General features: G+C 60.7%; 20 protein-coding genes. 10 read left to right on the top strand and 10 right to left on the bottom strand.

From position 1 onward, the window contains the following. Positions 1-239 precede the first annotated feature (239 nt). Complete coding sequence (locus CKW11_RS00100) at positions 240-1,211, top strand: helix-turn-helix transcriptional regulator (protein WP_095135320.1); 972 nt, start codon at positions 240-242, stop codon at positions 1,209-1,211. 1,073 nt (positions 1,212-2,284) lie between these two features. On the opposite strand, the gene CKW11_RS00095 is transcribed toward CKW11_RS00100, so the two are convergent. After that, positions 2,285-4,204 (bottom strand): tyrosine-protein phosphatase, encoded by a 1,920-nt coding sequence (locus tag CKW11_RS00095; RefSeq protein ID WP_095135317.1) that lies wholly within the window; start codon positions 4,202-4,204, stop codon positions 2,285-2,287. A 320-nt stretch (positions 4,205-4,524) separates the two neighbouring features. Between CKW11_RS00095 and CKW11_RS00090 the strand changes: the two genes are divergently transcribed. Next, positions 4,525-5,001 (top strand): hypothetical protein, encoded by a 477-nt coding sequence (locus CKW11_RS00090; protein WP_095135315.1) that lies wholly within the window; start codon positions 4,525-4,527, stop codon positions 4,999-5,001. 57 nt (positions 5,002-5,058) lie between these two features. Further along, complete coding sequence (locus CKW11_RS00085) at positions 5,059-5,574, top strand: AAA family ATPase (RefSeq protein WP_095135313.1); 516 nt, start codon at positions 5,059-5,061, stop codon at positions 5,572-5,574. Here CKW11_RS00085 and CKW11_RS00080 read toward each other — a convergent pair. Then, the gene (locus CKW11_RS00080; RefSeq protein WP_095135311.1) at positions 5,546-6,043 is read right to left on the bottom strand and encodes an ATP-binding protein; all 498 of its coding nucleotides are present in this window, start codon (positions 6,041-6,043) and stop codon (positions 5,546-5,548) included. The genes CKW11_RS00085 and CKW11_RS00080 overlap by 29 nt on opposite strands. A gap of 88 nt (positions 6,044-6,131) precedes the next feature. Here CKW11_RS00080 and CKW11_RS00075 point away from each other — a divergent pair, with 88 nt between their 5' ends. Continuing rightward, positions 6,132-6,413 (top strand): hypothetical protein, encoded by a 282-nt coding sequence (locus CKW11_RS00075; RefSeq protein WP_095135309.1) that lies wholly within the window; start codon positions 6,132-6,134, stop codon positions 6,411-6,413. Positions 6,414-6,607: 194 nt separating this feature from the next. Further along, a complete protein-coding gene (locus CKW11_RS00070) occupies positions 6,608-7,258 on the top strand; it encodes a hypothetical protein (RefSeq protein ID WP_095135307.1) in 651 nt (216 codons plus the stop codon). A 10-nt stretch (positions 7,259-7,268) separates the two neighbouring features. Here CKW11_RS00070 and mdeB read toward each other — a convergent pair whose 3' ends face one another. From mdeB to CKW11_RS00045, 5 genes are all read right to left on the bottom strand, one after another. Beyond that, positions 7,269-9,932 (bottom strand): alpha-ketoglutarate dehydrogenase, encoded by a 2,664-nt coding sequence (mdeB, locus tag CKW11_RS00065; RefSeq protein WP_095135305.1) that lies wholly within the window; start codon positions 9,930-9,932, stop codon positions 7,269-7,271. A 49-nt stretch (positions 9,933-9,981) separates the two neighbouring features. Then, positions 9,982-10,290 (bottom strand): putative quinol monooxygenase, encoded by a 309-nt coding sequence (locus tag CKW11_RS00060; RefSeq protein ID WP_095135303.1) that lies wholly within the window; start codon positions 10,288-10,290, stop codon positions 9,982-9,984. A gap of 29 nt (positions 10,291-10,319) precedes the next feature. After that, positions 10,320-11,504, bottom strand: a complete 1,185-nt coding sequence (locus CKW11_RS00055; protein WP_095135301.1) for an L-dopachrome tautomerase-related protein — start codon at positions 11,502-11,504, stop codon at positions 10,320-10,322. Between the two features lie 57 nt (positions 11,505-11,561). Continuing rightward, on the bottom strand, positions 11,562-12,569 hold the full coding sequence (locus CKW11_RS00050; protein WP_095135300.1) for a zinc-binding alcohol dehydrogenase family protein: 1,008 nt from the start codon (positions 12,567-12,569) through the stop codon (positions 11,562-11,564). Between the two features lie 93 nt (positions 12,570-12,662). Beyond that, the gene (locus tag CKW11_RS00045; protein ID WP_095135298.1) at positions 12,663-13,667 is read right to left on the bottom strand and encodes a zinc-binding alcohol dehydrogenase family protein; all 1,005 of its coding nucleotides are present in this window, start codon (positions 13,665-13,667) and stop codon (positions 12,663-12,665) included. Positions 13,668-13,777: 110 nt separating this feature from the next. On the opposite strand from CKW11_RS00045, the gene CKW11_RS00040 reads away from it, so the two are divergent. Next, complete coding sequence (locus CKW11_RS00040) at positions 13,778-14,668, top strand: LysR family transcriptional regulator (protein ID WP_095135296.1); 891 nt, start codon at positions 13,778-13,780, stop codon at positions 14,666-14,668. Between the two features lie 23 nt (positions 14,669-14,691). Here CKW11_RS00040 and CKW11_RS00035 read toward each other — a convergent pair whose 3' ends face one another. Further along, on the bottom strand, positions 14,692-15,132 hold the full coding sequence (locus CKW11_RS00035; RefSeq protein WP_095135284.1) for a hypothetical protein: 441 nt from the start codon (positions 15,130-15,132) through the stop codon (positions 14,692-14,694). 174 nt (positions 15,133-15,306) lie between these two features. Next, positions 15,307-17,511, bottom strand: coding sequence for an OsmC domain/YcaO domain-containing protein (locus tag CKW11_RS00030; RefSeq protein WP_095135282.1), 2,205 nt, complete (start codon positions 17,509-17,511; stop codon positions 15,307-15,309). A gap of 230 nt (positions 17,512-17,741) precedes the next feature. Here CKW11_RS00030 and proP point away from each other — a divergent pair, with 230 nt between their 5' ends. Further along, on the top strand, positions 17,742-19,244 hold the full coding sequence (proP, locus tag CKW11_RS00025) for a glycine betaine/L-proline transporter ProP (RefSeq protein WP_095135280.1): 1,503 nt from the start codon (positions 17,742-17,744) through the stop codon (positions 19,242-19,244). A 48-nt stretch (positions 19,245-19,292) separates the two neighbouring features. On the opposite strand, the gene CKW11_RS00020 is transcribed toward proP, so the two are convergent. Further along, positions 19,293-20,159: a LysR substrate-binding domain-containing protein gene (locus CKW11_RS00020; RefSeq protein ID WP_095135278.1), complete on the bottom strand. Its 867-nt coding sequence runs from the start codon at positions 20,157-20,159 to the stop codon at positions 19,293-19,295. Between the two features lie 99 nt (positions 20,160-20,258). Here CKW11_RS00020 and CKW11_RS00015 point away from each other — a divergent pair, with 99 nt between their 5' ends. The 3 genes from CKW11_RS00015 (at position 20,259) to CKW11_RS00005 (ending at position 23,521) form a co-directional block, all read left to right on the top strand. Further along, positions 20,259-21,191: a DMT family transporter gene (locus CKW11_RS00015; RefSeq protein WP_256581998.1), complete on the top strand. Its 933-nt coding sequence runs from the start codon at positions 20,259-20,261 to the stop codon at positions 21,189-21,191. Positions 21,192-21,238: 47 nt separating this feature from the next. Beyond that, positions 21,239-22,501, top strand: a complete 1,263-nt coding sequence (locus CKW11_RS00010) for an MFS transporter (RefSeq protein WP_095135276.1) — start codon at positions 21,239-21,241, stop codon at positions 22,499-22,501. A 90-nt stretch (positions 22,502-22,591) separates the two neighbouring features. Then, the gene (locus CKW11_RS00005) at positions 22,592-23,521 is read left to right on the top strand and encodes an alpha/beta hydrolase fold domain-containing protein (protein WP_095136735.1); all 930 of its coding nucleotides are present in this window, start codon (positions 22,592-22,594) and stop codon (positions 23,519-23,521) included. Positions 23,522-23,670 lie beyond the last annotated feature (149 nt).

Below are 23,670 nucleotides of genomic sequence, written 5' to 3'. Positions count from 1 at the left end.
ATTTTCCAGATACTGCGGCTACGCAATGAGCATAATTCCATGCGTTTAAAAGTACGCAGAAGCATCGTTCCTGACGCTGGAGCACAGAAGATACGTTTGCCGACCACTTATCAAGAAGTGTCCGCTTCTGGCAGTAAGCGGACGAAACACCAGCGACTCAATCCCCATCACGAATCTGTCACCACAGACTGCTAACCTTCAGCCTCCTCCAAGAGCCCCCAACCCAAGGTGCCCCCAAGGTGTCCCCACCCCCGCCTCGCCAAAAAATCATCCTCCGCTCCGAAAACCTCCACTCCGAAGACTTCGGCGCCCTCTTCTCCCGGCTCTTCGGCAATCGCTACGCCGACAATCCACCAATCCCCTCCAACATCATCATCGGCGGTGTCTACGGGCGGCACGACGGCGTCAGTTTCCGGCGCATGCATTACCACGGTGATTTCACCGTCACCTTCCCCGACCCACAGGACGAGATCACTTTTGTGATTCCCACGGCGGGCAAGATTGTGTTCAACCACCGCACCGAGTCCGTCGGTGTGGCGCAGGTGGGGTTGGCGATTGATAAGGCGGATATCCGTTCGATGCGGTTTCTCGACAATCACGCGCAACACGGGATTTCGGTGAATCGGGGGCAGTTGACGGAGCGGTTGGCGGCGTTGTTGGGGCGGCCGATTGTGCAGAAGATTGTGTTTGAGCCGGTGGTGGATCTGCACACGGCGGCGTTTCAGGGGATCAAGGCGTTGATTGATCTGGCGACGGGGACGGAGTTTGATCTGTTGCTCAATAGCGGCACGCTGATGCCGTCGCGATTGCGCGAGATGTTGATCGATGCGGTGCTGGAGGCGTGGCCGCACAATTTTACCGAGGCGTTGTGCCAACCGGCGCCGAGGGTGGCGCCGCGGCATGTGAAGTTGGCGATGGAGTTTATTCAGGCGCATCCAGAGCAACTGGTGAGTGGCGTGGAGTTGGCGCGGTTGAGCAATGTCAGTCAGCGCGCCTTGCAGGAGGGCTTTCGGCGGTTTGTCGGGATGTCGATTGTGGCGTATCAGCGGCAGGTGCGACTGGAGCGGGCTTTCCAGGCGCTGGGGCAGCGGCATTCGGCGTCGGTGACGGAGGTGGCGTTGCGCTTCGGGTTCAGTAATGTCGGGCGGTTTTGTCAGTATTTTCAGCAGGCGTATGGGGTGAGTCCGGCGCAGTTGAGGGGGCGGGGTTGATTGGTTTATCGGCGGGGATGCTGGTGGATCAGTTGATGGTGATGTTGGCTGACATGGCGCCTTCGCGAGCAAGCCCGCTCCCACGGGGTTAGTTGGTGGACTCAAGATTGGCGGCTGGTCGGTGCCATGGGGTTATGTGGCGGACTCAGGTTTGGCGGCTGGCCGGGATCTGAATGTGGGAGCGGGCTTGCTCGCGAATGCGGTGGGTCAAGCGAGGTGATGTTGGCTGACATGGCGCCTTCGCGAGCAAGCCCGCTCCCACAGGGTTAGTTGGTGGAATCAGGATTGGCGGCTGGTCGGTGCCATGGGGTTATGTGGCGGACTCAGGTTTGGCGGCTGGCCGGGATCCAAATGTGGGAGCGGGCTTGCTCGCGAATGCGGTGGGTCAAGCGAGGTGATGGTGACTGACATGGCGCCTTCGCGAGCAAGCTCGCTCCCACAGGGTTAGTTGGCGGACTCAAGACTGGCGCTGGTCGGTGACAGGGCTGATGTGCTGGACTCAGGTTTGGCGGCTGGCCGGGATCCAAATGTGGGAGCGGGCCTGCTCGCGAATGCGGTGGATCAGCCAAGGTGATGGTGACTGACATGGCCTCTTCGCGAGCAAGCCCGCTCCCACAGGGTTAGTTGGTGGAATCAGGATTGGCGGCTGGTCGGTGCCATGGGGTTATGTGGCGGACTCAGGTTTGGCGGCTGGCCGGGATCCAAATGTGGGAGCGGGCTTGCTCGCGAATGCGGTGGGTCAAGCGAGGTGATGGTGACTGACATGGCGCCTTCGCGAGCAAGCTCGCTCCCACAGGGTTAGTTGGTGGGCTCAGGACTGGCGCTGGTCGGTGCCATGGCTGATGTGATGGGCTCAGGATTGGCGGCTGGCGGGGATCTGAATGTGGGAGCGGGCTTGCTCGCGAATGCAGTGGGTCAGGCGAGGTGATGGTGACTGACACGGCCTCTTCGCGAGCAAGCCCGCTCCCACAGGTTTTTGCGGTGACTCAGGGTTGGCCGTTCCCTGCTCCACCATATTTTGCTGGTGCTTTGTCAATGGTGGTCATCCTTGACCTTGCGCTGTTGTCCCTGCTTTAGAACGCGTAACTGGCCTTGAGGCTGCCGCTGAAGCCGTGGCTGTCACCGCCGCCGCTGGCACCGGCTTCTGCGCCGACGCTGACGGCGCCGAGGCTGGCCATCAGGTTGACGCCGCCGCTGAACTGGTCGCGGTTGTCGAAGGCGGCGCGTTGTTCGATGTCGAGGCCCAGCAGGTGGCTTTGGCTGTTGACGTCGTTGTTGCCCAGGGTGCGTTCGTAGCCGACTTGTACGCCCGGCACCAGTTGCCACGCGCCTATCGCCACCGGGCCGAACGCCACGTTGAGGTTGGCGACGGCGCTGCGGCGGGTGGCGGTGTTATCGTCGACGTCGAGTGACAGTTCGCTGCCCTTCTCTTGGAAGCCTTTGAGGTCGAGGTGGCTGATGCGCACGCCGAGACTCGGTTCGAGGATCATGCCGTTGACCGGAGCGCGATAACCCAGCGCCAGCGTCGCGCCGGTGAGGTTGCCGTGGGTGTCGCCCTTGGCCGTGCCGAGGCCGCCGCCGAGGTCGCGTTTGCTGTCGTAATCGACGTAGCCGGCGCTGGCATTGGCGTCGACGAAGAGCCCGCGTTCCAGACTGGTGAAGCCGTAACGCGCACCGAGGTTGAAGAAGGTGAAATCGGTATCGGCCTCGCCGCCCGCGCCGCCGACGGTGCCTTTGCTGTAGCCGAAACCGCCGCGTGCGCTGAGTTGTTCGGAGAAGCGCTGGGTGATGCCGACCATCAGGCCTTGGCTGTGTTCGTTGCTGCTCTCGGCGTGGGACGAGCCGTCGGTGCCGAGGTAACCGGCGAGCGCGGTGGTCCACAAACGGTATTGCCCGACTTTCAGATCGGTGCCGCTGGCGTAAGGCGCGGCGGCTTGTTCGATCAACGCGTTCTGCCGCAGCAGGTAGCTGGCGGCGTCGGCGTGAACCTGGCCGCCGACCTGGGACTCGACACCGCCGAGGGTGCCGGCGTCGATCGCCGATTGCAGGTAGTAGTTGTAGGCGCTGTAGGTGCCGGACAGGTTGCTGTTCTGCAATTCGCGGAGCAATTCGGCACCGGCAGCGGCGTTGCCGATCAGCCCGGCCTGACCCGGCAGGCTGTTGTACTCGACCAGTTTGCCGCGCAGCACGTAAATGGTTTCCTGCGACAGGCCGAGGCCTTGCTTGAGGTAGTTGTCCATGCTGCCGTATTCGGCGGTGACCTCGTCGAGACCGGCCTGCAAGTAGCTGGCCTGCACGCCAAGCAATGGCGCGTAGACCGAAGCCATGCTCGGCGGCAGCGCCTTGAGGGTCGCGGCGACGCGGGCGGCGGTGTAGTCGTTGGTCGCCAGGTAGTTGGCCATGATGGTCGCATTGTCGACCCCGGCGATGCTTTGCAGCACGGCGGCGGTCCAGCCGGTACGGTCCTTGCCGGCGGTGCAGTGAAACAGTTGAGCGCCATCGGTGCTGGCCAGCTCGTTGAACAGCTTGCCGAACTGACCGCGCATCCCCGCATCGCTGACGAAGGCGCGGTTGGTCTGCTCCATCATGGCGATGGCGTCGGCAGCGCTTTTGAACGACACGCTGGTGATATTCGCGCCCGAGGTGGTGCTGCCGATGATGTCGATGTTCTGGTAGGTCGCGCCGGTCAGCATCGTGTCCGGCGTACCGGCGATTTCGCTCGGCGTGCGCAGGTCATAGACGGCTTTAATGCCGAGGCTGTTGAGGGTCGCCAGATCCGCTGCCGACGGCGTGATCGCGTTGGAGCGGTAGAACACGCCGCCACGCATGGTGCCATCGTGGGCCGTGGAATACGCGGTGGTCAGGCCGGCGACATCGCGGAAGTTGTCGATGCTTTGCAGGCGCGGCGTGTCGAGCACCACAGGTTCGGCGGCGTGGGCAGCGGCGATGGACAGGCTCAGAACGGACAGCGAACACACAAGACGTTGAAACACAGTGCAGCCTCATTGGAATTAGCGTTGGGCTGGCTACTATCTGCAATCAACTGATACCCAATATGACAGAACGACTGCGCAAGGAAATGGCTGCGCGATCGGGCCGTGGGCCGCGTTTTTTGTCCGTATCTGCCGGAGAGCCACTGTAGGAGTGAGCCTGCTCGCGATAGCGGTGTGTCAGACAACGCAAATGTCAGCGATATACCGCTATCGCGAGCAGGCTCACTCCTACAGGGTTCGGTGATGAATGTGGAGTTTTCGGTTGAAGGCGATTCCGTCCATAATCCCTCCCCCAAATGGACTGACACAGGAAATGTGAAATGGACACCACTCAATGGCTCGGATTGTTCGAGCGCGCCTTTCAAGGCATGGAGAAGAATCTTGAGCAAGTGCTGCAACTCAACAGTTGCCGCGAGCATTGGATTCAAGCCCAAATCAGCCTGCAAGCCTGGTTCGAAGATGAGATCGAGATCTGGACGGATCTGCCGATAGGCGACCGACGCAAGGCAGACCTGTACTCATTGGATGACAACGGTGCTCCGAGGATGGTCGCCGAAATCAAGTGCCTGGGCGATGTCTCGCAAGCCAAGTGCCTGGAAGGCGACTGGTCGGTGCGGGCCGATGTCGACCGCTTGCGCTCTTTCGAATGCCCCACCCGCCTGTTCGTCCTGGTCATCGCCAAAGGCGAGCGCGAAACCAATACCGGACGCCGTCTTCGCGAAGATGACTGGGTAGATGGCCGCACATGCGTCACTGTGGATCTGCAATTTGCCCTGGTTCGGATGTGGGCGTTGTAAGTCAGGTCTTCATCCACTTCTGAACGCGACATGGGCCACTGCGAACAAGGACTGCCAATGCTAATTGTCTTCAGCGGCCTGCCGGGAACCGGAAAGACCACGATTGCCAGATCACTCGCGACCCGGCTAGATGCGACCTACCTGCGTATCGACACGATCGAACAAGCCATCCGCAATGCAGGAGTTCTGGCTAATGATGTCGGTACCAGCGGTTACCGGGTCGCCAACGAGCTGGCCATAAACAATTTGCGTCCCGGCCACAGTGTCGTGGTTGATTGCGTGAATCCGGTCGCTGAGAGCCGGCAAGCGTGGGCCGATATCGCGGCTCGCTCAGGTGTGCCGTTGCTCAACATCGAAGTGATTTGCTCAGACCCGCATGAGCATCGTCGCCGGGTGGAACATCGGCAATCAGATATAACGGGGCTGACTCCCCCGAGCTGGTCTTCTGTTGTGAATCACGAATATGAGGCCTGGACGCAGCCGATCCTTCGGCTCGACACCGCGAGTCTCTCCGTGGATCAGGCGGTGAAGATCATCGTGGGAGCTAGCCCTGCTGGCGATTGCGGTGCATGACGATCTCCAGTGCCTCACCCGCCTCCGGCACCTGAAAGTAACGGGTGATCAAATCAAACTCTGCATCCGAAGCGGCAAACTCGTGCTCCGCCAGCGTATTACGCGCATGCAGCCGAGCACGGCAGGTGGCGTCATCCACTTCCAGGTAATGCAGGCAGTGCGGCACTCGCGCGCTATCCGCCAGCCCTCGTAGCCATTGCCGATCCGCCACGGTATTGGCCGGAAAATCCAGCACCACACTCACCCCCGCGCTAAGCACATCTATCACCAACGGCCCCAGCACTCCGCGAATCTGCCGCGCACATTGAACGTAATCGGCCACGGATTTGATCTGCTCCGGATACAGCCGCGACAGCCACTGATCCTCACTGAACACAAGCGCGCCGTGCTCCTCAGCCAGTGATTTGGCCAGTGTCGATTTGCCCGAGGCGATCTTGCCGCACATCAGGTGTAGTGTGGGTGCACGCATTGAGGACGTTTCCTTATGTCGATTGCTGGATAATGCCCAACACCTGTCAGCGAGGCAATTGAGGCGCATGCCCCAACGAGGACCCCAGATGACCACAATCACCGCACGCCAATGCTCGTCCTGGCTGCTACTCACCCTGCTCGCCACCACCCTGGCGCTGACGGCCGGCTGTTCGAGCAAACGCTACGCCACCATTGGCTCGAACTGCTACGCCAAAGCCGTGCCCACTTCCGGCGAAGGTGGTCTGGCCTGGGGCGACACCTTGAGCATGGCGCGCAAGAAATCGATGAATAACTGCATGCGTTATGCGGGCCGCTCCGGCGGAACACCGAACACCTGCCAAGTGGTGCAGGCGCAGTGCAAACGTTGATCGCCGCACACTGCACCAAGCTGCCTGGCTCCCTGAGCAGGCCAGTCAAAATTGCGTCAACAGCGCATCAGTGCCCTTTCTTCTAAACCTTCGCGCCATCAGGCCGCTATAACCCGGGCGACCATCACGTATCCGGTGTCTTCCCGAGGCCTGCGGATGCAGCGCTCAACATCTTCACAGCAGAAAGGTCATCCATGCGTCAACTTCTCCCCCTCGCCCTCAGCTTGACTCTGATCGGCTGCGCCACCAGTAAAGTCGATGTCCGCAATGAGGCCGAGGCTGCCAGGTACGATCCGGCCACCAGTGCCCGGGTGCGATTGATCACGGGCGATAACGCCCACGGCGCGTACTTCAACGGCCAAAGCTGTGAAAAGTTCATGAATGAAACGTTCAAGGGTGGTTCGCCTGAGGAGTCCGGCTGGAAAATGGCGCATAGCGACTCCTCGGGGGTCTATCCATTCAGGGACTCGGACCATCGCAACAGCGTGGTCGGCATGCCGGCCAGCCAGACAAGCCGGAATATCAACAGCACCACCAAACAGTTCGATGAATACGTGGTGCAAGCCAATAAACCGTTTTTGGCGGTTTTCGGCATGGTGGGTTCAATTGCCTGCTCGCCCAAACCCGTGTCGTTCATTCCGCAACCGGGGCAGGATTATGAGATGCAGCTGAAGATCGTCAAACTCAGCACCTTCAGCGCAGGCTGCATTGTCGAATTGAACAAGCTCTCTGTCGTCGGCAATAACACCGTGGAAACCCCAGTCCCGAAACAATTCTGTGCCAAAGGTGCAGACGGCGCGTTTCACACGATGGCTCCGGGAAACAGCGGCGAACTCGCTCCCTGATAGCCCGCCATCAGCGATTCCACGGCGCCGGATCGCGCGCATCAATGCCGTACTTCTCCAGCGCCCGGACGTGAGCTTGCGGATCAAGCGAAGCCAGTGCCGCCAACACAATGTGCAGGCGATCCACCTCGAAGAACCGGCGCAGTGCCGAGCGCGTGTCGCTGCGCCCGAAGCCATCGGTGCCCAGCGCCACGTACGGTGCCTGCAGGTAGGGCGCTACCAGTTGCGCATAGGCTCGAACGTAGTCGCTCGCCGCCACAATCGGTGCGCTGCCGGGCAGACAACGTTGCAGATGACTTTGCGCTTCGCACTGCGCGGCGAACATCTGTTGGCGCTGCACCTCGCGGGCATCACGGGCCAGCTCGGCAAAACTGCTGACACTCCAGACCTCGCTGCTGATCTGCCAGTCGTCCTCCAGCATCTGCGCGGCGACAATCACTTCCTGCAGAATCGCCCCCGAGCCCAGCAGGCGCACTGCCGCTGAGCCATCCCCGTGCCGGGCGTACAGGCGCATTCCGCGAATCACGTCGTCGTACTGCTCGGGTTCCAGCGGCGCCTGCACGTAGTTTTCGTTGGTTACGGTCAGGTAATAGAACTCATCCTGTTGCTGCTCCAGCATGCGCCGGCTGCCATGGTCGATGATCACCGCCGCCTCACTGGCGAAGGCCGGGTCGTAGGCGCGGCAGTTGGGCACCGTCGCGGCGATCAATTGGCTGGAGCCGTCCTGATGCTGCAGCCCTTCGCCGGCAAGGGTCGTACGCCCGGACGTCGCCCCGATCAAAAAGCCCCGGGCACGTTGATCGGCCGCCGCCCAGATCAGATCGCCAACCCGCTGAAAGCCGAACATCGAATAGTAGATGTAGAACGGCAGCATCGGCTCGCCGCTGACGCTGTAGGACGTCGCTGCCGCGACCCAGGAAGAAATCGCCCCGGCCTCGGTGATGCCCTCTTCGAGCAATTGGCCGTCGGTGGATTCCTTGTAGTAGAGCAAGGCGCCAGCGTCTTCCGGCTCGTACAACTGCCCCACGGACGAGTAGATGCCGATCTGCCGAAACAGGTTCGCCATGCCGAATGTGCGTGCCTCATCGGCGACGATCGGAACGATGCGTGGCCCCAGCTCTGGGTCCTTGATCAGTTGGGTGAACAGCCGCACCACCGCCATGGTCGTGGAGTTTTCCCGGGCATCCGGCGTCAGCGCGAAACGCGCGTAACTGTCGAGTGGCGGAACATTGATGACCGGCGCCTGACTGTTGCGCCTGGGCAAATACCCGCCCAATGCCTGGCGCCGCTGCTGCAGGTATTGCAGCTCGGCGCTGTCGGCTGCCGGGCGATAGAAACGCAGCTCTTCGACGGCCTGATCATCCAGCGGCAAACCAAAGCGATCACGAAACGCCTTGAGTGCCTCGACATCGAGTTTCTTCTGCTGGTGCGAGGTGTTGCGCGACTCGCCGATCCGGCCCATGCCAAAGCCTTTCTTGGTTTTCGCCAGAATGACCGTCGGCCTGCCCTTGTGCTGTTTCGCCGCTGCAAACGCCGCGTGCAGTTTGCGAAAGTCATGGCCGCCACGGCGCAGCGCGTCGATCTGCTGCGCGCTCATGTTTGCCACCAGCGCCCGCAGCTGTGGATCCTGGTTGAAGAAATGACTGAGGTTGTATTCACCGTCATTGGCCCCCAGGTTCTGATACTCGCCATCGACCATGGCGGCGAAATGGCGTAACAGCGCATGCCCCTCGTCCCGGGCAAACAACGGATCCCAATCGGAACCCCAGAGCACCTTGATCACGTTCCAGCCGGCGCCGCTGAACAACGCGGCGAGCTCCTGGACGATCTGCCCGTTACCGCGCACCGGGCCATCGAGGCGCTGCAGATTGCAGTTGATCACGAAGGTCAGGTTATCGAGATTTTCCCGGCCGGCCAGCGACAGCGCGGCAATCGATTCCGGCTCATCCATCTCGCCATCACCGAACACCCCCCAGACATGCCGCCCGTGCGTCGGCGCGATCTCACGATGTTGCAGATAGCGCAGGAACCGCGCCTGGTAAATCGCATTGATCGGGCCGATGCCCATCGAGCCGGTGGGAAATTGCCAGAAATCGGGCATCAACCAAGGGTGCGGATACGAACACAAACCGCCGCCGTCCACCTCTTGCCGGTAGCGCTGCAATTGCGCTTCCTGCAAGCGACCTTCCAGAAACGCCCGCGCGTAAACACCCGGTGCCGAATGCGCCTGGAAGTACACCAGGTCGCCGCGCCCGGCCTCGCTGTCCGCCCGGAAGAAGTGATTGAAGCCGACTTCGAATATCTCGGCAGCCGAGGCAAAACTCGCGATGTGCCCACCCAACTCACCGTAAGCCTTGTTGGCCTTTGCCACCATCGCCAAGGCGTTCCAGCGAATGATCGAGGTGATCCGCTCCTCCATCACCAGGTCGCCGGGATAGTCGTCCTGTTGCTCGCGCGCGAGGGTGTTCTGGTACAGCGAATAGGCACTGCTGGCGCCCTGCACGCCCAACCGGTCCGCCTGCTCGGCCAGACGTTGCAGCAAGTATCTGACTCGCGACCTGCCACCGACCCGCGCGACCCCGGCCAGGGCTTCCAGCCATTCGCGGGTTTCGACCTCGTCGCTGTCTTGTGGCACCGGCAGTGAATGTTTCGGCCCTGGCACAGACTCTTTCATTGCAGAACACCCCGAAAGATTGAATGAACAGTTGAACGTCAAAGCGTTCTCAGGACGAAACTTGCTCAAGGAAGATCAATTGCAGCGGCTCTTCGAGCAGGTCATCCGCCGTGGCGGCAAAGCGCTGGAAATACGGCATGGAGAAATGCGCATCCAGCGCCGCCTGATTCTTGAAAGCCTCGCGCATGTAGAACGTCCCGCGTGCGTCGCGCAGCTCGAACAATACATAGTCGAGATTGCCCGGCTCTGCGCGTGTCGGCTCAACCAGTGCCAACAGCCCGTCTTTCAATGCCTGCTCCTGACCGGCCTTGGCCTTGAGCACGGCAATCGAAACCAACACTTCAGTGGACGCATTCATCGTCACTTCTCCAATAGTGAAAACAGTTTTCAACGGGTAGGCGCAGGCGCCGCATCGATTTTCAGACGCATCAGGCTGTAGGGTTTTTGCCGTTGATCCTGGCCGCCGCGAAACACCGCCTGACGATGCAGCTGGTTAGCGGTGAAATACAGGTAGCCATCCGGGCCGATGGACAGAGTGTCGGGCCAGAGCAGTCGCGGGTCATGCACCAGCGTCTGCCATTGGCCATCGGGCAGGCGTTTGCGGATCGAGTTGTGCTCGTAGTCACCGGCGTACAACGCACCAGCAGCATCGGCCTCCATGCCATCGGACGCGCCCTTCTCGCCCAGATCCTGCACGGCGGCGGCCAGTTGCGCTTCGCTGACACTGGCATCGCGCAGCAGCGCCGTGGCAACCGAATACAGGTGCCTACTGGACAGCGGCGTGAAGTACAGCGTCTGGCCGTCCGCCGACAGCGCGATGCCGTCCGAAGCCACTGCCAGCGGTCTGCGCTTGCCATCCGCCGCTTCCACCGTGACCGGCAAACCCTCCACCACCGGCACGAATGCCGGATCAACCGAGGTCGATGGCGCTCCGCTCAAGCGGCGCATGGCACGGCCGCTGGCGATGTCCATGACGATAATGGCGCCGGGGCCACGCAACGACGAATCGGTCAGGTAAACAGTTCCCTCCGTGCCAGTACGAAAGTCAAAACGCATGTCGTTGACATAGGTGCTGGGCAGCATCACGTTGTCCGGGAACACCAGACGCTTGACCACGCGGTTGCTTGCCAGATCCACCGCCACCAGTTTCGCGCCGCGCGGTTTGGGGTCGGAGAAGCCCGGAGCCGCGGTGTCGAGCAGCCAGACACGGCCCTGACCGTCGGCGACCACGCTTTGCACGCTGATCAGGCCATCACTGGGATCACGGGGGTTTTCCCGGTTGATCGCAGCATCGGGATAAGCCACGACCTTGCCGTCGCGAAGCTCGCCGACAGTGAACGGGACGTCATCGCCCCACCGCGGGAAGTTGACGAAGATCCGCCCGGTCTCGCTGACCGTCACCCCGGTGGGCATCGCATCGTAGAACGCGTGCACCTGTTCCAGTTTGCCGAAAGCCTTATCGGCTGGGGCGTTGGCCGGCACCGCAACCGCGTCGATAGCATGGGCGAACGGCATGGCCAAGGCGCACGCCGATGTCAGCGCCAACACCGCGGGAAGTTTTTTCAAACGCATAAAGTGCTCCTGACCGGCCCGCAACAGGGCCGGGCTGAATGTTCGAGTGGATGCAGCTCAGAAACCTTCGAGAACGATCTTGCCCCGGGCCTTGCCGCTCTCGACCAGCGCATGGGCACGGCGCATATTCGCCGCGTTGATCGCACCGAAGTGCTCACCCACAGTGGTGTGCAACACGCCCGAATCGATCAGGTCCGAGACGCGGTTGAGCAATTCATGCTGATTGATCATGTCCTGGGTTTCGTACAACGAGCGGGTGAACATCAGCTCCCAGTGCAACGACAGCGACTTGCGCTTGAGCGGCATCACATCGAGGGTGTCCGGGTCGTCGATCACGCCCAGACGCCCCTGTGGCCGCAGGACTTCGATCAACTGCGCGAAGTGCTGCTCAGTGTGGGTCAGGCTGGCGACGTAGCTGACTTCGTCGATGCCCAGTGCCTGCAATTGACCGAGCAGTGGCGCGCTGTGATCGATCACATGATGCGCGCCTGACTGGCGAACCCAGTCCGCCGTCTCCTGCCGTGAAGCGGTGCCGATGACGGTCAGCCGGGTCAATTGCCGAGCCAGTTGCACCAACATCGACCCCACGCCTCCGGCGGCCCCGGTGATCAGCAGGCACTTGCCCTCCCCTGTGCCCTCGGCGACTCCGAGCCGATCGAATAACAACTCCCACGCCGTAATCGAAGTCAGCGGCAGCGCCGCCGCGTCGGCGGCACTCAGCGAGCGCGGTTTGTGCCCGACAATGCGTTCATCCACCAGGTGGTACTCGCTGTAACTGCCGGTGCGGGCAATCGAACCGGCGTAAAACACTTCATCACCGGGCTGGAACAGGCTCACGTCGGAACCGACCGAACGCACCACGCCGGCAGCATCCCAGCCGAGGATTTTCGGTTCCTTGGTGAAAGTACCGGCGCGCACCTTGGTATCGACCGGGTTGACCGACACCGCACGCACTTCGACCAGCAGGTCTCGCGGGCCCGGGGTCGGCACGGGGATGTCGGTATCGATCAATGACTGTGGATCTTCAATGGGTAAGGCGTGTTGGGTAAACGTGATGGCTTTCATGGGAACTCGCTGTCGGATGGGCTGTGGCACTCACTTGCAGCCATCTTCAACTGCCCCCTGGCAAAGAAAAACCTGCAAAACGCACCAACACTTTCACTTTAAAAATGAAAATGAACCCTTGAAGCGTTCAATCAGCGCCTGTGCGCGATCCATGTCATCGCCCGCTGTGCCGCTGACATCTGCCTCTGGGCAGGTTTGCAGAAGCCCCTGGTCGAACAGCGTGGAGACGCGATTGAGCAGGTAATGCTGGTTGATCATATCGGCGGTTGCGTACAGGGGCCGGGTGAAGATCATTTCCCAGTGCAGCGACAACGATTTGCTCTTGAGCAGTAGCGCATCCAGGTTGCGCGGATCGTCGATCACGCCGATGCGTCCCTGTGGCCGCAGCACCTCAATCAACTGCAAGAAGTGCTGGTCGGTGCGGGCCAGGCTGACGACGTGACTGACGTCGGCAATGGCCACTGCCTGCAACTGCTCCATCAGCGGTTGTGTGCAATCAATCACATGGTGTGCCCCCCACTGCCGCAGCCGCGCAGCCTGGTCGGGACTTGTAGCACTGGCAATCACGGTCAGGCGAGTCAATTGCTGGGCCAGTTGCACCAGCATTGAAGCTGCGCCAGCGGCGTCCCCAATGATCAACAGACAATCACCGTCGCCCGAATCCTGTTCGACGCCAAGGCGATCGAACAGCAACTCCCAGGCGATGAGCGCTGCGAACGGCAGCGCCGCCGCCTCGGTGGCACTCAACGAGCGTGGCCTGTGACCCACAGTGCGCTCATCCACCCGATGAAATCGCTGGTATCCGCCGGGGCTGGCCAAGGAGCCGGCGTGCATGTAGTAAACCTCATCACCCGGCTGGAACAGACTTACGCCGCTACCGACTTCGCGGACAGTCCCCGCTGCTCCCCAGCCCAATATTGGCGGTTCCTTGCTCAGTGACAGGGACTGCGCAGCGACATCGGCCGCCCCCACCGAAATCGCGCCAATTTCTATCAGCAGCCCCCTGAAACCGAGGGTTGAAACGGATTTTTCGGCGTGGAGCAATGCACTCGCTGCTTCGATAGTCAGAGCCGGAGGCGTAAAGGTGAAGACTTTCATGAACACTCACTGTTTGAAGGGATGACGCACACACTTGCAAACAGTTTCAAACTCACGAGCACAAAGAAAAACCGTCAGAATCCGCCAACTCTTTCACCCCTGGAGTGAAGATGATCCGCATTGATGATCTGGGTCTGTTCACGCGCAGTGCCGCGCTGGGCAGTTTTACCGCCGCCGCATTGGAGGCTGATCTGTTGCCCGGGCAGGTCGCCGCCGCCATCAAGCGCCTGGAGCGCGAACTGGACGTGCGCCTGTTCGCCCGCACTACGCGCAGCCTGCGTTTGACGGCCGAAGGCGAGCAATACCTGCCCACCGCTCACGCGGTGCTGGAAGCGCTCCAACAGGGAAAGGAAAATCTGCGCGGCGAAAACACGCCACTTCGCGGTGTACTGCAGGTGACCGCGCCATCCGACCTGGGGCGCAATGTGCTGCTGCCCTGGCTTTCGGAATTCCGCCGCAAGCATCCGGAGCTGACCTTGCGTCTGGTCCTGTCCGACCAGGTCGCCGACCTGTTTCGCGACCCGGTGGACGTCGCCATCCGCTATGGCTCGAACGCGGATGCCAACTATGTCGCGCTGCCTCTGGCTCCCGGTAACCGTCGTGTACTGGTCGCCTCACCGCAGTACATCGAGCGCCATGGACAACCGACTACACCGCAAGAGCTGAGCGCGCATCCTTGCCTGCTCTATCTGCAAAATGGCCGGGTTTTCGATAAGTGGAGTCTGGGCGAGCAAACCATTCAAGTCTCGGGACCACTGTTCAGCGACGACGCCGATGTCGTCCGGCGCTGGGCCGTGGAAGGCGAAGGAATTGCCTGCAAATCCTGGCTGGATGTCAGTGCGGACGTATTGGCCGGTCGACTGGTCGTGTTACTTCCCGAGCATCCCGGCAGCGCCTCCCCTCTGAGCATGGTATGCCCGCACCGCAAGCAGATATCGCCCGCGGTGTCTCAACTGTATACGTGGTTGAGCGGTCAGTTTTCGGCGCTTGAGCGCGTTTGAATGTCGCGCCCGGCAGCGTTTGCTTACTGAGCCCGCTTGAGCACCGCTGTCGAAACCCGTGGCTGGATCGACTTCTCGATCAATACGACGACGTCCCTGGCGCCGTAGCAGCGGAACAAAATGCTCCCTGCATCGGTGTCGAGACAGACAATTTTAGTGATGAAGCCACCTTCGAGGGTGACCTTGCGGATCATCCCCAGCGGCACTCTGATGTCCAGGGTGCCGTCCTGAACCATGCGATTCATGGCGTTGGCATTCAGGTACACAGCGGTGTTGGTCAGGGTCATTTTGCCGCCGACCCACAGCCCGCCGTACACCTCCTTGAAACCTTCCAGCACGCCGGCCAATGCGCCGACATTACCACTGCCGGCAGCATCGTAAAAATCGCCGACACCTTCGTAATCCACCTCGACGTCAGCCACCAGAAAGTTGACCAGCTTCGACTTCACGACCTTCTCTTCCATCCTTGAATCTCCATGTCCCCAGAATATTCACCCGTGGTGAGGGGATTTATCCCCCGATGGACTGCGCAGCAGGCCCGCTTCTTTATTGGTTGAAGAGGCCGGGCTCGCTTCGCGCGCCATCGGGGATGAATCCCCTCACTACAAATTCACTCAGCGCAAAATGACCGTCGGCTATCAGCGATTCAACGCCGCCGCATTAGCCCGCGCCGCATGCAGCTTCTTGTAGCTGTCGATCAGACGCAGGTGACGATCCAGTCCTTCGAGTTTCATGCTGGTCGGTGTCAGACCATAGAAACGCACACTGCCGTTGACCGAACCAATCGCCGCGTCCATGCGCTCGTCACCGAACATGCGGCGGAAGTTGGCTTCGTAATCGGCCAGTTCCAGATCCTCGTCCAGTTCCATTTCCAGGCACACGTTCACCGCCTGATAGAACAAGCCGCGTTCGACGGTGTTGTCGTTGTATTGCAGGAAGGCTTCGACCAGATCCTTGGCCTGTTCGTATTTCTGCAGGGCGAGGTAGATCAGCAGGCGCAGCTCCAGAATCGTCAGCTTGCCCCACGGCGTGTTGTCGTCGAACTCGATGCCGATCAGCGTGGTGATGTCGGTGTAATCGTCCAGCTCGCTGTTTTCCAGGCCTTGAGCGAGGTTACGCAGGCCGACCTTGCTCAAGCTGTGCAGGTTGAGGATGTCGGCGCGGAATTGCAGGGCCTTGTTGGTGTTGTCCCAGATCAGGTCGTCCACCGGGTAGATTTCCGAGTAGTCCGGCACCAGGATCCGGCAGGCGTTGGCGCCGAGGTCGTCGTAGACCGCCATGTAGGCTTCTTTACCCATGTCTTCAAGGATGCCGAACAGGGTTGCGGCTTCTTCGGCGTTGGAGTTTTCGCCTTGACCCGAGAAGTCCCACTCGACGAATTCGAAGTCAGACTTGGCACTGAAGAAGCGCCACGACACCACGCCGCTGGAGTCAATGAAATGCTCGACGAAGTTGTTCGGTTCGGTCACTGCCTGGCCGGAGAACGTCGGCTGCGGCAAATCGTTCAGACCTTCAAAACTGCGGCCCTGCAGCAACTCGGTCAGGCTGCGTTCCAGCGCCACCTCCAGGCTTGGGTGCGCGCCGAACGAGGCAAACACGCCGCCGGTGCGCGGGTTCATCAGGGTCACGCACATCACCGGAAACTCGCCGCCCAGCGACGCATCCTTGACCAGCACCGGGAAGCCCTGCTCTTCCAGACCCTTGATCCCGGCGAGAATGCTCGGGTACTTCTCCAGCACTTCCTGCGGCACATCGGGCAAGGCCATTTCGCCTTCGAGGATTTCGCGTTTGACCGCACGCTCGAAGATCTCCGACAGGCATTGCACCTGGGCTTCAGCCAGGGTATTGCCGGCGCTCATGCCGTTGCTCAGGAACAGGTTTTCGATCAGGTTCGACGGGAAGTACACCACCTCGCCATCCGACTGGCGCACGAACGGCAGCGAGCAGATGCCACGCTGGGTGTTGCCGGAGTTTGTGTCGAACAGGTGCGAGCCTTTGAGCTCGCCGTCGCGGTTGTAAATGTCCAGGCAGTACTGATCGAGAATCTCTGGCGGCAGCTCGTCTTTCGGGCCGGGTTTGAACCAGCGCTCGTTCGGGTAATGCACGAACTCGGCGGTGGCGATGTCCTCGCCCCAGAACTGGTCGTTGTAGAAGAAGTTGCAGTTCAGGCGCTCGATAAATTCGCCCAGTGCCGAGGCCAGTGCGCCCTCTTTGGTCGCGCCCTTGCCGTTGGTGAAACACATTGGCGAGTGCGCGTCGCGGATGTGCAGCGACCAGACGTTCGGCACGATGTTGCGCCACGAGGCGATTTCGATCTTCATCCCCAGATCGGCGAGGATTCCCGACATGTTGGCGATGGTCTGCTCCAGCGGCAGATCTTTACCGGCGATGTAGGTGCCCGCTTCAGAGGTCGAATGCGGCATCAGCAAGGCCTGCGCATCGGCGTCGAGGTTCTCGACTTCCTCGATCACGAACTCGGGACCGGTCTGCACAACCTTCTTCACTGTGCAGCGATCAATCGAACGCAGGATGCCCAGACGATCCTTCTCGGAAATGTCCGCGGGCAATTCGACCTGGATCTTGAAGATCTGGTTGTAGCGGTTTTCCGGGTCGACGATGTTGTTCTGCGACAGGCGAATATTCTCGGTCGGGATGTTGCGGGTTTCGCAGTACAGCTTCACGAAGTAAGCCGCGCACAAGGCCGACGACGCCAGGAAGTAGTCGAACGGCCCCGGTGCCGAGCCATCGCCCTTGTAACGGATAGGCTGATCGGCGATCACCGTGAAGTCGTCGAACTTGGCTTCAAGTCGAAGGTTGTCGAGAAAGTTGACCTTGATTTCCATGCGGGTTTACCAGAGAGCAAAAACGAATTGGCGGCCATTATCCGGGTTTTCAGCCTGACGTCTTGTGCTTTTGCGTAATCGCCGCCGGGTGGGCTCTGCTGCGTCTTCGCGGGTGCGAACGACAAAAATGCCGCGAGCAGTGAATTATTTCGTGTCTTCTTGTATCTGACGGAAAGAACCCATGCCACCAAAACAATGGCATCGAATCCGTTCAGCTATGAGTGACCCGCATGAAATCAAGGAAAAACAAGGTCAATCCCATCGGATTGAAAGACATCACGATTGTCGACGACGCCAAGATGCGCAAGGCGATCACCGCCGCCGCACTGGGCAACGCCATGGAATGGTTCGACTTCGGGGTCTACGGCTTCGTCGCCTATGCACTGGGCAAGATCTTCTTCCCCGGCGCCGATCCTGGCGTGCAGATGATTGCAGCGCTGGCGACCTTCTCGGTGCCGTTCCTGATCCGCCCGTTGGGCGGGCTGTTCTTCGGTGCGCTGGGCGACAAGTACGGGCGGCAGAAAGTATTGGCCGCAACCATCGTGATCATGTCGCTGAGTACCTTCGCTATCGGCTTGATACCGTCCTACGAGTCGATCGGCATCTGGGCGCCGATCCTGCTGTTGCTGGCGAAAATGGCTCAGGGTTTCTCGGTCGGCGGCGAGTACACCGGAGCGTCGATCTTCGTCGCCGAATACGCCCCCGACCGCAAACGCGGCTTCCTCGGCAGTTGGCTGGACTTCGGCTCGATTGCCGGTTTCGTTCTCGGTGCCGGTGTGGTGGTGCTGATCTCGACGATCATCGGCGAAGAGAGATTCCTCGAATGGGGCTGGCGCCTGCCGTTCTTCCTCGCCCTGCCGCTGGGCATGATCGGCCTCTATCTGCGGCATGCGCTGGAAGAAACCCCGGCGTTTCAACAGCACGTCGAGAAACTCGAAGAAGGCGACCGTGAAGGATTGGCGGGCGGGCCGAAGGTCTCGTTCAAGGAAGTTGCGACCAAACACTGGCGCAGCCTGATGACCTGCATCGGCGTAGTGGCGGTGACCAACGTCACCTATTACATGCTGCTGACCTACATGCCGAGCTACCTGTCGCACAACCTGCACTACAGCGAAAACCGTGGCGTGCTGATCATCATCGCAATCATGGTCGGCATGCTGTTCGTGCAACCGGCGATCGGTTTTATCAGCGACAAGATCGGCCGCAAGCCTTTCATTGTGGTCGGCAGCATCGGTCTGTTTCTGCTGGCGATTCCGGCGTTCATGCTGATCAACAGCGGCAAGATCGGCCTGATCTTCTCCGGCCTGCTGATGCTCGCGGTATTGCTCAACTTCTTCATCGGCGTCATGGCTTCGACCCTGCCGGCGATGTTCCCCACGCATATCCGCTACAGCGCACTGGCCGCCGCGTTCAACGTCTCGGTGCTGATTGCCGGCCTGACCCCGACTGCCGTGGCCTGGCTGGTGGAAAGCACCAACAATCTGTACATGCCGGCCTACTACCTGATGGTGATTGCCGTAGTTGGTCTGATTACTGGTGTGACCATGAAAGAGACCGCCAACAAGCCGCTGCGCGGTGCTGCGCCGGCAGCGTCGGACCTCGAAGAAGCCAAAGAGCTGCTCAAGGAACACCACGACAACATCGAGCAGAAAATCGAAGACATCGACGCCGAAATCGCCGAACTGGAAGCCAAACGCAAGGAGTTGGTGCAACAGCATCCGCGCATTAACTGATGTGATGCCCGACGGCGGCCCTGCCCGGGGCTGCCGTCGATCAACACGTCACAACACGAAGCCGTCACCGATCAAGCGCACCAGAACCTCCCCCGCCTCACTCAATTCACCCGGTGCCTGCATGAGGCGCAACTCGTGCAGCGGCAACTCGGGTAATCCCTCCTCACTGCTCAACACGCGCATGCCGGGGCGCACTTGCGCCCGATCAACAATGCCCACCGCCAGTCCGGCCTCGATGGCTGTTTCCAGCGCGCTGGCACCGGCGCTGACAATCACCGCGCGCCACCGGCGTCCCTGCTCGCTCAATGCATCCACGGCAACGCTGCGATAGGGACAACCCTTGCCGTGCAAGGCCAGCGGTACCGGCCGGGTGAGATCCTGCGTGTAGTTGTGCGCGGCGACCCACACTGGCTGGGTCAGGCCCAGCATCCTTACGCAACGCGACGATGGTGGTGCATTGGCGACGACCACCAGCAACGCCAGATCCAGTTGCCCGCGCTCCAGACGCGCACTCAAACGGCCGCTGGCACCCGTTTCGACTTCCAGCTCGATGTGCGGAAAATCTGCCGACAAGTGCGGCAACGTACAGCCCAGTACTGCGCCGGCATACTCCTCGGAAATCCCCAGACGGATCCGCCCGCTGGCCAGTGGCGTGCTGAAGCTCGCCAGCAATTGATCGTGGTGACGCAGCAATTCGGCGCTCTGCAGGGCGAAGCGTCGACCCAGTGGGGTGAGGTTGACCGTCTGGTTATCGCGTTCCAGCAAGCGCCCGCCCGCCAGCGCTTCCAGACGCCGAACATGCAGGCTGACCGCCGACGGGCTCTTGTTGAGGAAACTCGCGGCGGCAAGAAATTGCCCGAAGCGCACGATTGCCTGAAAGGTGCGCAACAGTTCGATATCAAGGGCTTCGGCCATGCTTGAGGATTCCTGCATCAGTGGTGCGAATCGTATCGTTTGAATGCATCAGCGCCTGATTCATATCATCGAATTCAATTCTCTGTCAGGTGCCATGCGATGAACGTCATGCCTGTTCGTTTTTTACTGCTGATGGCAATGGTGGTCAGCTGGAGTTCCGGGTTCATTGGCTATCGCTACGTCGCCGATCAAGGCAGCGTGTACCTGGCCTCGTTGTGGCGTTTTGTTTTGGCGGCATTGTTGTTGCTGCCGTTCGCCTGGGCTGGCCTACGTGGTTTGCGCGGTAAAGGCATGTGGCATCAGGCACTGCTTGGGCTGTTCGCGATGGGTGGCTACATCGGACCGATTGCCGCCTCGATTCAACTTGGCGTCACGCCGGGCACTGCGTCGCTGTTTGCCAATCTGTTGCCACTGACAATTGTGCTGCTGGCCGGCAGCGTTCCGGGGCAGCGCACATGTGGCTGGCAATGGCTGGGTTTGGCGCTGTGCGTGATCGGCATGCTGCTGGCCAGCGCTGCGAGTGTCGAGTGGGCCGGTGCGGGGTTGTGGACCTACTGCTTGCCGTTACTGGCGGTATTGTCGCTGGCGGCGGCGACCTCGTTTGAGAAAGCCCGGCCGGGCGTTGCGATGCCGGCCACCTCGGCGCTGTTTATTCAGGTGTGTGCGGTGATTCCTGTGTTCGCGCTGCTGGCAGGTCTTGAGGGTGAATTGCGCCCGCCGATCAGTGCAGACTTCGTCAGTGGCGTGCTGTGGCTGGTGATCTTCTCGACTTTTGGCGGCTACGGATTTTATTGGCTGTGCCTGCAGCGTTTCAGCATGCAGCGCATCAGTGGCGCGCTGTTTCTGACGCCACCGGTGACACTGTTGTGGGCGTGGATGCAGTTTGGCGATCCGCTAAGTGCCAGCGCGCTGCTCGGTATCGGTTTGACCCTGGTCGGGTTGCCATTGCTGGGGCGAGCGCCGAGCGAAAAAGTGTGTGCCGTCGGCATCCGCCAGGAAACTAAATCCGCAGGCCACAAGTCACTGACTTAGCGGAGGTTGAGGCATTTCGCCGAACCTCGTTTATTGAAGATGCCAGCGTGGTCACTCATACCGATCGTCGCAACAACCTCTCGCTGGACAGCCTGAATTTCTTCCTCGCCGATGTGCGCGACGGACTCGGGCCGTATCTGGCGATTTATCTGTTGGCGGTTCATCACTGGGAGCCAGCCAGCATCGGGCTGGTGATGACCCTCGCTGGCATCGCCGCCCTTGTCACCCAGACACCCGCCGGAGCCCTGGTCGATAACACACGCCGTAAACGATCGGTGATCGCGATTGCCGCTTTACTGGTGACCGGCAGTTGCGTGGTGTTGCCCTTCGTTACGTCCTTCAGTCTGGTGGCGATCACCCAAGCGCTGAGCGCCGCAGCCGCGTCGGTGTTCGCTCCGGCCATTTCGGCGATCACCCTGGGCATCACCGGGCCACGCGCATTCACCCGGCGCACCGGACGCAACGAGACCTTCAACCACGCCGGCAATGCCTGCGCGGCACTGCTGGCCGGTGGATTCGCTTACCTGTTCGGGCCGGTGGCGGTGTTCTATCTGATGGCGGTCATGGCGCTGTGCAGTGTTATCGCCGTGAGCTTCGTCGACAGCGACGCCATCAACCATGATCTCGCACGAGGCCTTGACCCCAGCGACGCCGCACATGCCAAGGCGCCTTCCGGGTTGGCAGTGTTGCTGACCAACAAGGCGCTGCTAATGTTCGCCATCTGTTGTGCCCTCTTCCACTTGGCCAACGCGGCGATGCTGCCGCTGGTGAGCCAGAAACTCGCGCAAGTCAACTTGCAGATGGCGACGCCACTGACTTCGGCCTGTATCGTCGCCGCGCAACTGGTCATGGTGCCGGTCGCCTTGCTGGTCGGGGCCAAAGCCGATGTGTGGGGACGCAAGCCGCTGCTGCTTGCAGGCTTCCTGATTCTGCCGTTGCGTGGCGTGCTTTATACCTTGTCCGCCGACCCTTACTGGCTGGTTGCCGTACAGATGCTCGACGGCGTCGGTGCGGGGATCTTCGGTGCGCTATTCCCGGTGGTGGTCAAAGACCTGACCTTGGGCACCGGCCACTTCAATATCAGCCTTGGCGCCCTCTCGACCGTCTTCGGTCTGGGGGCGGCGTTGAGCAGTAGTGTCGCGGGAATTGTGTTGCAGGAGGCCGGTTACAACGCGGCGTTTCTGACCCTGGCCGTGATTGCCGGGGTGGCGCTTGTGCTGTTGTGGCTGACGGTGCCGGAAACATTGCAGCGTGTGGGGAATGATGCAAGTGTTCCTGACCGCGAAGCGCCTTTCGGCGCTGCGCCGTAACGGCATGTATTGTTAAGTGGGAATTGCTGATGAGGGTGAAAGAATTTGGCTGATAACACGCTTGAGTTCAGCGAAAGTGATCTGGCACAGATGCAGCGCTTCAACCGCAAACTCGCCTGGCTACCGCGGTTTCGCATCCGCAATCGGCTAACGCCGCGCTTGATCCAGACATTGCTGCGCGCCAGTCAATTTGTCAGCGCGGACAAACCGCTCAAACATGACCTGCGTGCGCAAAACACTGTGGTGTATTCGCAAGGTGCTTCAGTGCCCGTCCGAATCATCCGCCCGCAGGGAAAGGCTCAAGGTGTGGTGCTGGATTACCACGGTGGCGGCTGGGTGATCGGCAATGCGCGGATGAACGACGACCTTAATATCGGCATGGTCAAGGCATGCAACGTGGCGGTGGTATCCGTCGACTATCGGTTGGCCGTCAATACGCCGGTTGAGGATTTGATGGAGGATTGTCTGTGCGCCGCACGCTGGCTGCTGAGCGACGATTGCACGGAGTTCGTCGGCCTGCCGGTGATCGTTGTCGGAGAATCGGCGGGCGCGCATCTGGCAGCCGCCACCCTGTTAGCGCTCAAAGCATCACCCGATTTGCTGCAGCGGGTCAGCGGTGCCCTGCTCTATTACGGCGTCTACGATCTCGCGGGCACCCCGAGCGTGCACTCGGCCTCTGCTGAAACGCTGGTACTCGACGGCCCGGGCATGGCCGAGGCGCTGCGCCTGCTGACGCCAGGTTTGAGCGATGATGAACGCCGGCAGCCGCCACTGTCTCCGCTGTACGGCGACTTGAGCGGATTGCCACCGGCGTTGATGTTCACCGGTGAACTGGATCCTCTGCGCGACGACACGCTGGAACTGGCTGAGCGCTGGCAACAATCAGCACCGGTTGAAGTCCATCTGCTGCCCTCTTCCGCCCATGGCTTTATCCATTTTCCGACCACCATGGCTAGCTGTGTTCTGACCTACAGCCGGGTGTGGCTTTCGCGTCAGATCGGGGCAAAAACAAGCAGTTAGGGCCTGTATTGGCAGGCAAACCACTTTCCTGCAGGCAAAACAAAACCCCAACTGCTTTCGCAATTGGGGTTTCGGAATTTAATCTTGACGATGACCTACTCTCACATGGGGAAACCCCACACTACCATCGGCGATGCATCGTTTCACTT

Source organism: Pseudomonas sp. Irchel s3a10 (assembly GCF_900187525.1).
Classification (GTDB): Bacteria; Pseudomonadota; Gammaproteobacteria; order Pseudomonadales; family Pseudomonadaceae; genus Aquipseudomonas; species Aquipseudomonas koreensis_G.
This window is presented reverse-complemented; position numbering and strand designations above follow the sequence as displayed.

What these genes read in the sequence shown, in the direction of transcription:
- CKW11_RS00090 (WP_095135315.1), top strand. Translation starts at nt 4,525, where the DNA reads ATGGACACCACTCAATGGCTCGGATTGTTCGAGCGCGCCTTTCAAGGC.
- CKW11_RS00085 (WP_095135313.1), top strand. Translation starts at nt 5,059, where the DNA reads ATGCTAATTGTCTTCAGCGGCCTGCCGGGAACCGGAAAGACCACGATT.
- CKW11_RS00080 (WP_095135311.1), bottom strand. Translation starts at nt 6,043, where the DNA reads ATGCGTGCACCCACACTACACCTGATGTGCGGCAAGATCGCCTCGGGC.
- CKW11_RS00075 (WP_095135309.1), top strand. Translation starts at nt 6,132, where the DNA reads ATGACCACAATCACCGCACGCCAATGCTCGTCCTGGCTGCTACTCACC.
- CKW11_RS00070 (WP_095135307.1), top strand. Translation starts at nt 6,608, where the DNA reads ATGCGTCAACTTCTCCCCCTCGCCCTCAGCTTGACTCTGATCGGCTGC.
- mdeB (WP_095135305.1), bottom strand. Translation starts at nt 9,932, where the DNA reads ATGAAAGAGTCTGTGCCAGGGCCGAAACATTCACTGCCGGTGCCACAA.
- CKW11_RS00060 (WP_095135303.1), bottom strand. Translation starts at nt 10,290, where the DNA reads ATGAATGCGTCCACTGAAGTGTTGGTTTCGATTGCCGTGCTCAAGGCC.
- CKW11_RS00055 (WP_095135301.1), bottom strand. Translation starts at nt 11,504, where the DNA reads ATGCGTTTGAAAAAACTTCCCGCGGTGTTGGCGCTGACATCGGCGTGC.
- CKW11_RS00050 (WP_095135300.1), bottom strand. Translation starts at nt 12,569, where the DNA reads ATGAAAGCCATCACGTTTACCCAACACGCCTTACCCATTGAAGATCCA.
- CKW11_RS00045 (WP_095135298.1), bottom strand. Translation starts at nt 13,667, where the DNA reads ATGAAAGTCTTCACCTTTACGCCTCCGGCTCTGACTATCGAAGCAGCG.
- CKW11_RS00040 (WP_095135296.1), top strand. Translation starts at nt 13,778, where the DNA reads ATGATCCGCATTGATGATCTGGGTCTGTTCACGCGCAGTGCCGCGCTG.
- CKW11_RS00035 (WP_095135284.1), bottom strand. Translation starts at nt 15,132, where the DNA reads ATGGAAGAGAAGGTCGTGAAGTCGAAGCTGGTCAACTTTCTGGTGGCT.
- CKW11_RS00030 (WP_095135282.1), bottom strand. Translation starts at nt 17,511, where the DNA reads ATGGAAATCAAGGTCAACTTTCTCGACAACCTTCGACTTGAAGCCAAG.
- proP (WP_095135280.1), top strand. Translation starts at nt 17,742, where the DNA reads ATGAAATCAAGGAAAAACAAGGTCAATCCCATCGGATTGAAAGACATC.
- CKW11_RS00020 (WP_095135278.1), bottom strand. Translation starts at nt 20,159, where the DNA reads ATGGCCGAAGCCCTTGATATCGAACTGTTGCGCACCTTTCAGGCAATC.
- CKW11_RS00015 (WP_256581998.1), top strand. Translation starts at nt 20,259, where the DNA reads ATGAACGTCATGCCTGTTCGTTTTTTACTGCTGATGGCAATGGTGGTC.
- CKW11_RS00005 (WP_095136735.1), top strand. Translation starts at nt 22,592, where the DNA reads ATGCAGCGCTTCAACCGCAAACTCGCCTGGCTACCGCGGTTTCGCATC.